Origin of the sequence: Paracoccus saliphilus, from assembly GCF_028553805.1 — a bacterium.
GTDB lineage: Bacteria > Pseudomonadota > Alphaproteobacteria > Rhodobacterales > Rhodobacteraceae > Paracoccus > Paracoccus saliphilus.
Genome location: NZ_CP067140.1, coordinates 1,705,687 through 1,718,123, shown reverse-complemented (window position 1 = coordinate 1,718,123; position 12,437 = coordinate 1,705,687). Strand labels below are relative to the sequence as shown.

Annotated in this window: 9 protein-coding genes; 5 read left to right on the top strand and 4 right to left on the bottom strand. The window is 62.3% G+C overall.

Going from position 1 to position 12,437, the window contains the following annotated elements; translation table 11 throughout:
* Nucleotides 1-22: 22 nt before the first annotated feature.
* Entirely contained in the window at nucleotides 23-643 is a 621-nt protein-coding gene (locus JHX88_RS08175; protein WP_076526167.1) for an RNA-binding protein, read from the top strand.
* A gap of 8 nt (nucleotides 644-651) precedes the next feature.
* Nucleotides 652-3,228: a translation initiation factor IF-2 gene (infB, locus tag JHX88_RS08170; protein ID WP_076526318.1), complete on the top strand. Its 2,577-nt coding sequence runs from the start codon at nucleotides 652-654 to the stop codon at nucleotides 3,226-3,228.
* 89 nt (nucleotides 3,229-3,317) lie between these two features.
* On the opposite strand, the gene JHX88_RS08165 is transcribed toward infB, so the two are convergent.
* The 4 genes from JHX88_RS08165 to JHX88_RS08150 all read right to left on the bottom strand — a co-directional run bounded on the left by JHX88_RS08165 (nucleotide 3,318) and on the right by JHX88_RS08150 (nucleotide 6,052).
* A complete protein-coding gene (locus JHX88_RS08165) occupies nucleotides 3,318-3,446 on the bottom strand; it encodes a hypothetical protein (protein WP_272848216.1) in 129 nt (42 codons plus the stop codon).
* 106 nt (nucleotides 3,447-3,552) lie between these two features.
* Nucleotides 3,553-3,951, bottom strand: coding sequence for an 8-oxo-dGTP diphosphatase MutT (gene mutT, locus JHX88_RS08160; RefSeq protein WP_076526165.1), 399 nt, complete (start codon nucleotides 3,949-3,951; stop codon nucleotides 3,553-3,555).
* Complete coding sequence (gene argJ / locus JHX88_RS08155; protein WP_076526163.1) at nucleotides 3,951-5,204, bottom strand: bifunctional glutamate N-acetyltransferase/amino-acid acetyltransferase ArgJ; 1,254 nt, start codon at nucleotides 5,202-5,204, stop codon at nucleotides 3,951-3,953. Before argJ ends, mutT begins: the two co-directional genes overlap by 1 nt.
* A gap of 2 nt (nucleotides 5,205-5,206) precedes the next feature.
* Nucleotides 5,207-6,052, bottom strand: a complete 846-nt coding sequence (locus JHX88_RS08150; protein WP_076526161.1) for a peptidylprolyl isomerase — start codon at nucleotides 6,050-6,052, stop codon at nucleotides 5,207-5,209.
* Nucleotides 6,053-6,256: 204 nt separating this feature from the next.
* On the opposite strand from JHX88_RS08150, the gene secA reads away from it, so the two are divergent.
* The 3 genes from secA (at nucleotide 6,257) to JHX88_RS08135 (ending at nucleotide 12,374) form a co-directional block, all read left to right on the top strand.
* Nucleotides 6,257-8,974 (top strand): preprotein translocase subunit SecA, encoded by a 2,718-nt coding sequence (gene secA / locus JHX88_RS08145; RefSeq protein WP_076526159.1) that lies wholly within the window; start codon nucleotides 6,257-6,259, stop codon nucleotides 8,972-8,974.
* Between the two features lie 257 nt (nucleotides 8,975-9,231).
* Nucleotides 9,232-10,989 (top strand): type I secretion system permease/ATPase, encoded by a 1,758-nt coding sequence (locus JHX88_RS08140; protein WP_076526157.1) that lies wholly within the window; start codon nucleotides 9,232-9,234, stop codon nucleotides 10,987-10,989.
* A complete protein-coding gene (locus tag JHX88_RS08135) occupies nucleotides 10,986-12,374 on the top strand; it encodes an HlyD family type I secretion periplasmic adaptor subunit (RefSeq protein ID WP_084203144.1) in 1,389 nt (462 codons plus the stop codon). Before JHX88_RS08140 ends, JHX88_RS08135 begins: the two co-directional genes overlap by 4 nt.
* Nucleotides 12,375-12,437: the final 63 nt, after the last annotated feature.

Sequence of the window (12,437 nt, the reverse complement as noted above, 5' to 3'; positions counted from 1 at the left end):
CCGCCCCGGATCTGGCAAGGCCGTGAGCCGAGGCGGGCGGGATAAAACGCGCGAGCAGCCCGAACGGCGCTGCATCGTCACCGGCGAGGTGCAGCCCAAGCTTGGGCTGATCCGCTTTGTCGTGGGACCGGATAGTCTGGTCGTGCCAGACTTGGCGGAAAAGCTGCCCGGTCGCGGCATCTGGATCGCCGCCGATCGTGCGGCCATCGAAAAGGCCGCAGCCAAAGGGCTGTTTTCGCGCGCCGCCAAGGCGCAGGTGAAAGCACCCGAGGATCTGGTTGGGATGGTCGAGACCGCCCTTGCACGGCGGGTCGTGGAACTGGTTTCGCTGGCCCGCAAGTCAGGCAAAGCGGTGGCGGGGTTTGAAAAGGTGAAGGGCTGGCTGGCCGATGGCAGGGCGCGTGTGCTGCTGCAGGCCAGCGATGGCTCGGACCGCGGGAAGGGCAAGCTGTGGACGCCAACGGGCGGACGCTGGTTCGGTTGCCTCACCGCCTCAGAATTGGGTTTGTCCTTCGGGCGCGATCATGTCATACACGGCGCGCTTGCGGCGGGTGGCCTGACGGACAAGGTGATCTTGGAAGCCGGCAGACTGACGGGTCTGCGCGGGCATGACGGCGGCAATACGGCCGCCGGGAAGGAATGAAGACGCAGATGAGCGATAAAGACGGTAAAAAGACACTCGGCCTCGGCGGCTCCAGCGGTCGTTCGGGTCAGGTCAAACAGAGTTTCAGCCATGGCCGCACCAAGAGCGTGGTCGTGGAAACCAAGCGCAAACGCGTCATGGTGCCAAAGACCAGTGCGGCGCAAGCCGGTGCCGGCGACAAGGCCAAACCCTCGAGTTACGCCAAGCGTGGAGGCGACCCGTCGAAACGACCGGCCGGGATCTCCGAAGTAGAGATGGAACGACGCCTGAAGGCCCTCGCTGCTGCCAAGGCACGGGAGGCGGATGAAGCGGCCGCCCGTGAGGCCCAAGAGAAAGCCCGTGAGCAGGAACGCGAACGCCGCCGCGCCGAGGCCGAAGAAAAGGCCCGCGAAGAGCGTGAACGCGAAGAGGCCCTGAAGGCGAAAGCCGAAGAGGAAGCCCGGCTTGCCCGCGAGACCGCGGAAAAAGCCAAGCAAAAGGACGCGCCGAAGAAGGCAGAGCCGGCCAAGCCAGCCGCTGCTCCGGCTGCTGGCACTGCTCCGCAGGATCAGGCAGCCGTCGAAGCTGCCGCTGCCCGCGCCGAAACGAAAGGTGTTTCCTCGACCGGTCCGCGCAAATCCGAGCGTGATCGCCCCAATCGCGGCGTCGCGGATCGTGACAGTCGCGGCAAGGCTGCCCGTGATGACAATCGCCGCTCGGGCAAGCTGTCGCTGAAACAGGCGCTGGACGGTGAAGGTGGCCGCCAGCGCAGCATGGCCGCGATGAAGCGCAAGCAGGAACGCGCCCGGCAGAAGGCGATGGGCCAGCAGCAACGCCCCGAAAAGCAATCGCGTGAAGTGCAGTTGCCGGACGCCATTGTCGTGCAGGAACTAGCCAACCGCATGGCCGAGCGTGCCGCGGATGTCGTCAAATCGCTGATGAAGATGGGCATGATGGTATCGATGAACCAGTCGATCGATGCCGATACTGCCGAGCTGGTGATCGAGGAATTCGGCCACAAGGCCGTGCGTGTCAGCGATGCCGATGTCGAACAGGTCATCGACATGATCAAGGACGCACCCGACGATCTGCGTCCCCGCCCGCCGATCATCACCATCATGGGCCATGTCGACCACGGCAAGACCTCGCTTCTGGATGCGATCCGCAAGGCCAATGTCGTCTCGGGCGAAGCCGGTGGGATCACCCAGCATATCGGCGCCTATCAGGTGCAGGCGGAATCGGGTGCGGTTCTGACCTTCCTCGATACGCCGGGTCACGCCGCGTTCACCTCGATGCGGGCGCGTGGCGCTCATGTCACGGATATCGTGGTTCTGGTGGTGGCTGCCGATGATGCGGTGATGCCGCAGACCATCGAGGCGATCAACCACGCCAAGGCAGCCAAGGTGCCGATGATCGTGGCGATCAACAAGGTCGACAAGCCGGAAGCCGATCCCGACAAGGTACGTACATCGCTTCTGCATCAGGAAGTGATCGTCGAAAAGCTGTCGGGTGATGTGCAGGATGTCGAAGTTTCGGCCATCTCCGGCCAGGGACTCGACGAATTGCTGGAAGCCATCGCGCTGCAGGCCGAAATCCTGGAGCTGAAATCCAATCCGGATCGTGCGGCACAGGGTGCCGTCATCGAAGCTCAGCTTGATGTGGGCCGCGGTCCGGTCGCCACGGTCCTGGTTCAGAACGGCACGCTGAAACGCGGCGATATCTTTGTCGTCGGCGAACAATGGGGCAAGGTCCGCGCATTGATCGACGATCAGGGCAAGCGCGTCGAAGAGGCAGGCCCCTCTGTCCCAGTCGAGGTCCTGGGCCTCAACGGCACTCCCGAAGCGGGCGACGTCCTGAATGTCGTCGAAACCGAGGCGCAGGCCCGCGAGATCGCCGATTATCGGACTCAACAGGCCAAGGACAAGCGCGCCGCCGCAGGTGCCGCGACCACGCTGGAACAGCTTATGGCGAAAGCCAAGGCCGACGAAAGCGTCGCCGAACTGCCGGTGGTGGTGAAGGCCGACGTGCAGGGTTCGGCCGAAGCGATCATCCAGGCGCTGGAAAAGCTGGGCAATGACGAGGTGCGTGTTCGCGTCATCCATCATGGCGTCGGCGCGATCACCGAATCGGACATTACCCTGGCCGAGGCGTCCCAAACGCCCGTCATCGGCTTCAATGTCCGCGCCAATGCTCCGGCCCGCACTTCGGCCAACCAGAAAGGCGTCGAGATTCGTTACTATTCGGTCATCTATGACCTGGTGGACGACATCAAGGCAGCCGCTTCCGGCCTGCTATCGGCAGAGGTTCGCGAGAACTTCATCGGCTATGCCGAGATCAGGGAGGTCTTCAAGGTCACCGGGGTCGGCAAGGTCGCTGGCTGTCTGGTCACCGAAGGTATCGCCCGCCGTTCGGCCGGTGTTCGCCTGCTGCGCGATAGCGTGGTGATCCATGAAGGCACATTGAAGACGCTGAAGCGCTTCAAGGACGAGGTCAAGGAAGTGCAGTCCGGTCAGGAATGCGGTATGGCCTTCGAGAATTACGACGATATCCGCCAAGGCGATGTCATCGAGATCTTCGAGCGTGAAGAGGTCGAACGCAGCCTGTAAGCTGCCGATTTCGATCTGGAATCCGAAAGGGGTGCCACCATGTGGCACCCCTTTCTCTTTATAGCCGTTCTGACAGGAAAAATAACGGGTTACTTGGATACAGGCTTGCCCTCATAGGTCTGTTTGCCGACACGAACGACGACATTCCCATTCGGGCTCATCCGTTCAAACAAGCCCTGAACCGAGATATAGCCACCGATCTGAATTGTACGAATCATGACACCCCTCCTGGATGCGCCGATACTTGCCTATCGCGAGCGGCGAATGAAGCGAATTATCGCTAAAATCACACTTTAGGTGGGAAAAGCTCTACCTAGAGATGTATCAGAGCCACATCTGCAAGATCGGAAGCAGGGGAATATCGGCGGGCGGCATGGGATAGTTGCGTAGATCCCGCGCATGGACCCATTTCAGCTTCTGCCCCTCTTGCGGTTGCACCACGCCATTCCATTTGCGGCAGGCGTAAAGCGGCATCAGCAGGTGAAAATCTTCGTAACAATGGCTGGCGAAAGTCAGCGGGGCGAGACAGGATTGCCAGGTGTCGATACCCAGCTCTTCCTGCAATTCGCGGATAAGCGCGACTTCCGGGGTTTCTCCGGGTTCGACCTTGCCGCCCGGAAACTCCCACAATCCCGCCATCGATTTGCCCTCGGGGCGCTGTGCCAGCAGCACGCGCCCGTCAGTGTCGATCAACGCCACGGCAGCAACAAGAATCGTCTTCATCACGAGCGGTAATCGGCGTTGATATCTATATAGCCATGGGTCAGATCGCAGGTCCACATGGTCTGCGCCCCCTGCCCCAGCCCCAGATCGACAGAGATCAGCAGTTCCTGATTCTTCATATAGGCGCTGGCCTTGGCTTCATCGTAGTTCTCGGCCCGCCAGCCATTCTCGGCCAGGATCATGTCGCCGAACCGGATGGTCAGCTTGTCGCGATCGGCCTCGGCCCCCGATTTGCCGACAGCCATGACGATACGGCCCCAATTCGCGTCTTCGCCGGCTATGGCCGTCTTGACCAGTGGCGAATCGGCGATGGCCTTGGCTATTTTCTTGGCATCCGTGTCCGAAGCCGCGCCCGTTACCCGGACCTCGACGAATTTCGTGGCACCTTCGCCGTCACGCACCACCAGATGCGCAAGCTCGCGCATGACATCCTGCAGCGCTTTGGCAAAAGCCTGTCCCGCCGGGCTGTCCAGCGAAGTGATTTCGGCGGCAGCACTGCGTCCCGTAGCCGCCAGGATCAGCGCATCCGAAGTGGATGTGTCGCTATCCACCGTGATCGCGTTGAACGTCGAGCCAAGGCCAGAATCCAGCGCATCCTGCAGTAATGGTGCGGCGATTTTCGCGTCGGTAAAGATATAGACCAGCATCGTCGCCATATCGGGCGCGATCATGCCCGATCCCTTGGCAATGCCGGTGATGCGGATCTCTCCGCCATCCCCGGCGAAAATGGCCGAGGCGCCCTTGGGAAAGGTGTCCGTGGTCATGATAGCGCGGGCCGCTTGCGCAACTCCGGCCTGATCGAGGTCACGGGTCAGGTCACCGATGATCGAAACGATCCGTTCATGCGGCAATGGCTCTCCGATAACCCCGGTCGAAGAGGAAAACACATGCGAGGCGGGAATGCCCAGTTCCGACGCCACGGCCCCGGTCACCGCATCGACCGATTCCTGCCCGCGCGCGCCGGTAAAGGCATTGGCATTGCCGGAATTCACGATGATCGCCGCGCCCGCATCGGCGGAACCGCCCCTGGTCAGCTTGGCCTGATTGTCCAGCACGCAGGCCGCACGGGTCGCCGACTTGGTGAAGGCCCCGGCGATCTGCGCCCCCTTGGCGATGCGTATCAGGGTCACATCCGTGCGACCCTGATACTTCACCCCGGCGGCAGCGCTGGCGAATTCGACGCCATCGATCGCCGGCAAGTCCGGAAATGCCGCTGGTGCCAGGGGCGATACGGGAAGACCCGCCTCGCCCATGATTACTCAGCCTCCAGCAGATCGGCCTTGTTGAGCAGCGCCGGATCGATTCCTTCGGTCTTTTCGACCTTGGACTCGCTCGACACGCGCTCGATCTCGGCTTCGATCTTGTCCCGGTGGATCTTCTGCACCAACTGCTCGCGCACCTCGTCGAGCTTCGGAGCCTCTTTCACGCGGGTTTCGTTCAACTTGATGATATGCCAACCGAAATCAGTCTGGACGGGATCGGAAACCTGCCCCGGCTCCATCGCCTTCACGGCTTCGGCGAAGGGTGGGACCATCTGATCGGGAGCGAACCAGCCCAGATCGCCCTTGTTCGGTCCACTCGGGCCGGTTGAGTTCTCTTCGGCGAGCGTGCCGAAATCGGCACCCTCATCCAGCTCTTTCTTCAGCTCCTTCGCCTTTTCCTCGTCCTCCACGAGGATATGGGCGGCCGAGAATTCGGTCGTCGGCTCGGCATCGGCGAAAAGCTCTTCATATTCGGCCTGGACCTCCTCATCCGTGGGCTCGCCCCCGGACAGTTCGGTCACGGCCGCGGCGGCCAGCGTATTGCGGCGCTGAAGCTCCAACTGGGCGCGAACACCGGCATTTTCCTTGCCATTCGCAGCCACGGCCGTCTGGCGGATCAACTGATCCAGCAGCAGGTCCCATACCGCCTGATCGGGCAGCTCGGCCATCTGGGGATCCTGCATCGACTGCTTCATCACGATCATCTGGCCCAATGTGATCGGCTGATCGTTCACGGTGGCGACAACGGTGTCGGCATTGCTCTCTTCGGCCAGCAGGGCACCGGGCACCATCATGGGCGCCGCGATCACGAAGGCGGCCAGAATCGAAGGTTTCAGCATGGAAGTTCCTTTTTTAGTCATACCCGAATCCCCCTTGGGGAAGGGCCAGCGTTGACAGTCAGGCAGGCGAGGCATACATCGCACGCAACCGTGGAAGGCGCCGCCGCCGCGTTTCGTTCAGGCCCCTGATACGGCAATGCGGCAGGTACGGGCAAGTGGCCCATATGTAACAGCCTTTCCCAACAACGTGACTGTGAAGGTAACATGCTCGGCATCGGAACTCTGGCGAAGAAGGTCTTTGGCACGCCGAATGACCGCAAGGTAAAATCGACCCGCTCGCTGGTCGCCCGGATCAACGCATTGGAAGATGAATTCAAGGCGCTGTCCGATGAAGGGCTGATCGAGAAGACCCGCGAATTCCAGCAAAGGGTACAGGGCGGAGAGCCTCTCGACGCGATCCTGCCCGAGGCATTTGCCAATTGCCGCGAAGGTGCGAGGCGCGCGCTCGGTCTGCGGGCCTTCGATGTGCAGCTGATGGGCGGGATTTTCCTGCATCAGGGCAATATCGCCGAGATGAAGACCGGCGAGGGCAAGACGCTGGTCGCCACCCTGCCCGCCTATCTGAACGCGCTGACCGGCAAGGGCGTGCATATCGTCACGGTCAACGACTACCTGGCCAAGCGCGATGCCGAATGGATGGGCAAGGTCTATCTGCAACTCGGCATGACCACTGGCGTCGTTTATCCCTTTCAGCAGGAGGCCGAGAAGCGCGAGGCTTACGCCGCCGACGTCACCTATGCCACGAATAACGAACTGGGCTTCGACTATCTGCGCGACAACATGAAGGGCAGCGTCGAAGAGATGGTCCAGCGCGATCACCATTTCGCCATCGTGGACGAGGTCGATTCGATCCTGATCGACGAGGCGCGGACACCGCTGATCATTTCGGGGCCATCGCAGGATCGTTCCGAACTTTACAAGGTGCTGGACAAATATGTCCCGCTCCTGAGCGAAGAGCATTTCAAGCTGGACGAAAAGGCCCGCAACGCCACCTTCACCGAAGAGGGCAACGAGTTCCTGGAGCAGAAACTCGCCGAGGATGGCGTCCTGCCCGAGGGACAGACCCTCTACGATCCCGAATCGACCACCATCGTTCACCATGCCAGCCAGGCGCTGCGCGCGCATAAGCTGTTCCTCAAGGACCAGCATTACATGATCCGCGACGGCGAGGTCGTGCTGATCGACGAGTTTACCGGCCGGATGATGAAGGGGCGCCGCCTTTCGGACGGGTTGCATCAGGCCATCGAGGCCAAGGAAGGCGTGGATATCCAGCCCGAGAACGTGACGCTGGCAAGCGTGACCTTCCAGAACTATTTCCGGCTTTACGACAAGCTTGCGGGCATGACCGGCACCGCCTCGACCGAGGCCGATGAATTCGCCGAGATCTACAAGCTGGGCGTGGTCGAGGTGCCGACCAACCGCCCGATTCAGCGGGTGGACGAACACGATCGCGTCTATCGCACCGCAGGCGAGAAATACGCCGCCGTGATCGAGGCGATCAAGGAATCACACGCCAAGGGACAACCCACCCTTGTCGGCACAACCAGCATCGAGAAATCCGAGATGTTGGCGGCGCTGTTGACGCAGGATGGCATTCCTCACAATGTCCTGAACGCACGCCAGCACGAGGCCGAGGCACAGATCGTCGCCGACGCGGGCAAACCGGGCGCCGTCACCATCGCCACCAACATGGCCGGTCGTGGCACTGACATCCAGCTTGGCGGCAATGTCGAGATGAAGGTGATGGAAGCGCTGAAGGCCGATCCCGACGCCAATCCCGACGAGCTGCGCGAACATATCGAGGCCGAACACGCCAGTGACAAGCAGAAGGTGATCGAGGCGGGCGGGTTGTTCGTGCTCGCCACCGAACGCCATGAAAGCCGCCGGATCGACAACCAGCTTCGCGGGCGCTCTGGCCGTCAGGGCGATCCCGGTCGCTCGTTGTTCTTCCTGTCGCTCGAAGACGACCTGATGCGGATCTTCGGTTCGGAACGGCTGGACAAGGTCCTGTCCGGACTGGGCATGAAAGAGGGCGAAGCGATCGTTCATCCCTGGGTAAACAAATCGCTTGAGCGTGCGCAGGCGAAGGTCGAGGGCCGCAACTTCGACATCCGTAAACAGCTGTTGAAATTCGACGACGTGATGAACGACCAGCGCAAGGCGATCTTCAGCCAGCGGCGCGAGATCATGGACAGCGAAGAGGTGGGCGAGATTGCCGCCGATATGCGCCACCAGGTGATCGACGATCTGGTCGATGACTTCATGCCGCCCAAGACCTACGCAGATCAATGGGATACGGAGGGGCTCAAGACAGCGGTCCGCGAACGCCTGAACATGAATCTGCCAATCGAGGAATGGGCAGAGGAAGAAGGTGTCGACCAGGAGGCGATGCGCGAGCGCATCACGGAAACGACGGATACCTATATGACCGAGAAGGCGCAGGCCTTCGGCGAAGAAAACATGCGGATGATCGAAAAGCAGGTGCTCTTGCAGATGATCGATCAGAAATGGCGCGACCATCTGCTGACACTGGAGCATCTGCGTTCGGTCGTCGGCTTCCGCGGCTATGCGCAGCGCGACCCGCTGTCGGAATACAAGACCGAGGGTTTCCAACTGTTCGAGACGCTGCTCGACGGGCTGCGCGGCGATGTGACGCAGCGTCTGGCGCAAATCCGCCCGCTGACAGAGGCCGAGCGCGAGGAAATGCTGAACCAGATGGCCGAGCAGCAGAAAGAGCGCCAAGAGCATCTGACGATGGAGCATGGGTCCGAGACGCAATCCTCGGATGACGAGGACAAGCCCGAGCCACTGGTTGAAGGGTTCAACGAAAGCGATCCCTCGACATGGGGAAATCCCTCGCGCAACGATCCCTGCCCCTGCGGCTCCGGCAAGAAGTTCAAATACTGCCACGGCGCGATCTGATCCGGCGTTCCACGCTGCGAATAGAAACTTTACCCCGACGACAAGCACGGGAATCCGGGGCGGTCACCAGACAGGTGATCGCCCCGTTTTTCTCGATGAAAGCCCTGCGCTCCCGGCAAGCGTAGGAAATTGTAAATCTTTCGGGTTCAGAACGTATCAGAAGTGCCTTGCCCGCCTCCCAACAGCTTGCCTGGGATTGCGGCATCTCCCTGCGTCTGTATTGATACGGATAGAATTACCTTGTTCATGAGTGAAACATGCGGATAAGCAGGCAATCCGGATCCCATAACGGCACGAGCGAGCTTCGCCGCGCCAGCTCGCCCGGATTTTCCCTGCTGGTCGCGGTCGGGATATTCTCGGCCGCCGTCAATCTTCTGATGCTGACCGGACCGCTTTTCATGCTGCAGGTCTATGACCGGGTGCTTGGCTCGCGCTCGGTCGAGACCCTGACGGCGTTGTTCGTCCTGGTCGTTTTCCTGTTCCTGTTCATGGGCATCATCGACCTGGCCCGTAACCGGGTGTCACAACGCATCGCAGCCCGCTTTCAGGACAGAATGGAGCCCCGCGTCTTCGATGCGGCGCTGCGCGAAGGGGCCATGGCGGGCAACGATCCGGCGGCAACGGCCAGCGGCCTGCGGGATCTGGATGCGGTGCAACGCTTCATGGGCTCGCCCGTTTTGCTATCGATCTTCGACCTGCCATGGGCACCGATTTTCCTGGCGGTGGTCTATGTCTTCCATCCCCTGCTTGGTGTCGTGGCCACGATTGGCGGGGTAATTCTGGTCATCTCGACCATCGCCAACCGGGTGTTCACCAAGGCGCCGCTGCAGGATTCGGCAATCGCGTCGAACCAGGCGCAACGGATGGCCGATCTCTACCACAACGAGGGAGAGGTGATCGGCGCGCTCGGGATGCGTGGCGCGACCTTTGCCCGCTGGCGCAAATCGCGTGGCGAGGCGCAGGATCAATCGGTGCGCGGCGCCGATCTTTCGGCCGGTTTCACGGTATTTTCCCGCAGCTTCCGGCTGTTTCTGCAAAGCGCGATCCTTGCGGCAGGGGCCTGGCTGGTCCTGCGCGAGGAACTCACGCCGGGTGCGATGATCGCCGCCTCGATCATGATGGGCCGCGCCCTCGCCCCGGTCGAGCAACTGGTCGGAGGGTGGGCCCTCGTGCAGGCCGCACAGGACGGGCGGGAGCGGCTGGCCCGGCTACTGAGCAAGCATCCGCCCCTGCCGCCGCAGACCCCTCTTCCCCGCCCCCCTGCACGGATCGAGGCGCGCCAGGTCAGCATCGTGCCTCCCGGACAGGACAGGCCGGCGCTGCGTGGCGTCAGCTTTGGGATCGAGCCGGGACAGGCGCTTGGCGTAATCGGCCCCTCGGGGGCCGGGAAATCGACCCTGGCGCGCGCCCTGATCGGGGCCTGGCCCCTGGCGGCAGGCTCGATCCGCTTGGGCGGCGCGCCGCTGGATCAGTATCAGCCGGATGTGCTGGGCAGCCTGATCGGCTATTTGCCGCAGCAGGTGACGCTGTTCGACGGCACCATCGCCGAGAATATCGCCCGCCTCTCACCCGAGCCTGACCCCGCGCGGGTGGTGAACGCGGCCAAGGCGGCGGCGGCGCATCAGATGATCCTCGATCTGCCGGATGGTTATGACACAAGGATCAGCCAGACCGGCGGGCGGCTGTCGGGCGGTCAGGTCCAGCGGATCGGGCTGGCCCGTGCGCTCTATCCTGATCCGGTCCTGCTGGTTCTGGACGAGCCGAACTCTAACCTCGACAATCAAGGCTCCGAGGCGCTGAACCAGGCGATCCGGCGGGTCAAGACCCAGGGCGGCGCGGTCATCATCATGGCCCATCGTCCGGCTGCGATCACCGAATGCGAGAGCCTGATGGTGCTGGAACATGGAACCCGCCGCGCCCTCGGCCCACGCGATGCCGTGTTGAAGGAGATGGTGCAGAACTCGGCCCAGATCCTCAGTGCCCGGAAGTCGGGTGATCGGGGAGGCGTGACATGAACGATCACGACCAGCATCCCGCACCAGCCGCCGACCGCACGGATGAGGCAAGCTCGCCCCCGCCGCCACCCGCGTCACCGCCGCCCCCACAGCCCGAACGTTGGTCCGTCCGCGGGTCACTGCTGCTTGGGATTGTGGCGATCATCCTGCTGTTCGGCGGTTTCGGTGTCTGGGCGCTCCAAAGCCGGATCACGGGTGCGGTCGTCGCGCCGGGTCAGGTCGAGGTGCAGCAACAGCGGCAGGTTGTGCAGCATCCCGATGGTGGCGTGATCGAGGACATCCTGGTCGAGGAAGGCGAAACCGTCTCGGCCGGGCAGGCATTGCTACAACTGGATGGTACGCTGTTGAAGACCGAGCTTGTCATCGTCGAAGGCCAGTATTTCGAGATACTCGCCCGCCGGGGCCGGCTGGAGGCCGAGCGCGCCGATGCCGAAGCGCCGGATTTCCCGGTGGAACTGCTTGAAACGGCGAAGGGCGATCCCAAGCTGGCCAGCCTGATCGAGGGCCAGAAAAGCCTGTTCACCGCCCGCCGCGACACGATGTCCCAATCTTTGGAGCAACTGGCGAATCAATCGCAGCAGATCAACGAGCAGATCACCGGTATCGATGCCCAACTTGCCGCCCTGTCCGAGCAGCGCAACCTGATCGGAGAAGAGCTGGAGGACCAGCAATCGCTGCTGGACCGCGGTCTGGCACAGGCTTCGCGCGTGCTGGCCCTGCGGCGCGAGGCAGCGCGGATTGACGGGCAGATCGGGGAATTGCAGGCCAGCCGCGCCTCGGCCGAAACGCGGCAGAGCGAGCTGGACGTGCAGCGCCTGCGCATGACCGCTCAACGCCGCGAAGAGGCCGAAACCCAGTTGCGTGACCTGGGCTACCGCGAATTGGAACTGGCCGAGCGCCGCCGCAGCTTGACCGAGCAGATCAGCCGGCTGGAATTGCGTGCCCCTGCGGCGGGCATCGTCTATGACCTGAAGGTCACGACGCCGCGTTCGGTCATCCGGGCCGCCGATCCGCTGATGTATATCGTGCCGCAGGACCGGCCGCTGGTCATCGGCGCGCGCATCGCAACGATCAATGTCGACGAGGTGCAGCCGGGGCAGCCCGTGGCGCTGCGCTTTGCCGCCTTCTCGTCGCGGACCACCCCCGAGATCAGCGGCAAGCTGTTGCGGGTCTCGGCCGATGCGCTGATCGACGAAGCCACCCGCGCGCCCTATTACCGCGCAGAGGTCACCATCCCGCCCGAGGAACTGGACAAGCTGGGCGAGTTGGCCCTGATCCCCGGCATGCCGGTCGAGGTCTATATCCAGACCGGCGAACGTAGCCCGATGACCTATCTGCTGAAACCCATGATGGATTATTTCAATCGCGCATTCCGCGAAAACTGAATGGTGCGCAGCAACTGACGGGTTGTCTTTTCTTCCCCGCTATCTCACGCTCCGAGCATCATT

Excerpts from the sequence above, each read along its gene's own strand:
- infB (WP_076526318.1), top strand. The coding sequence starts at position 652 with ATGAGCGATAAAGACGGTAAAAAGACACTCGGCCTCGGCGGCTCCAGC.
- JHX88_RS08165 (WP_272848216.1), bottom strand. The coding sequence starts at position 3,446 with ATGATTCGTACAATTCAGATCGGTGGCTATATCTCGGTTCAGGGCTTG.
- mutT (WP_076526165.1), bottom strand. The coding sequence starts at position 3,951 with ATGAAGACGATTCTTGTTGCTGCCGTGGCGTTGATCGACACTGACGGG.
- argJ (WP_076526163.1), bottom strand. The coding sequence starts at position 5,204 with ATGGGCGAGGCGGGTCTTCCCGTATCGCCCCTGGCACCAGCGGCATTT.
- JHX88_RS08150 (WP_076526161.1), bottom strand. The coding sequence starts at position 6,052 with ATGCTGAAACCTTCGATTCTGGCCGCCTTCGTGATCGCGGCGCCCATG.
- secA (WP_076526159.1), top strand. The coding sequence starts at position 6,257 with ATGCTCGGCATCGGAACTCTGGCGAAGAAGGTCTTTGGCACGCCGAAT.
- JHX88_RS08140 (WP_076526157.1), top strand. The coding sequence starts at position 9,232 with ATGCGGATAAGCAGGCAATCCGGATCCCATAACGGCACGAGCGAGCTT.
- JHX88_RS08135 (WP_084203144.1), top strand. The coding sequence starts at position 10,986 with ATGAACGATCACGACCAGCATCCCGCACCAGCCGCCGACCGCACGGAT.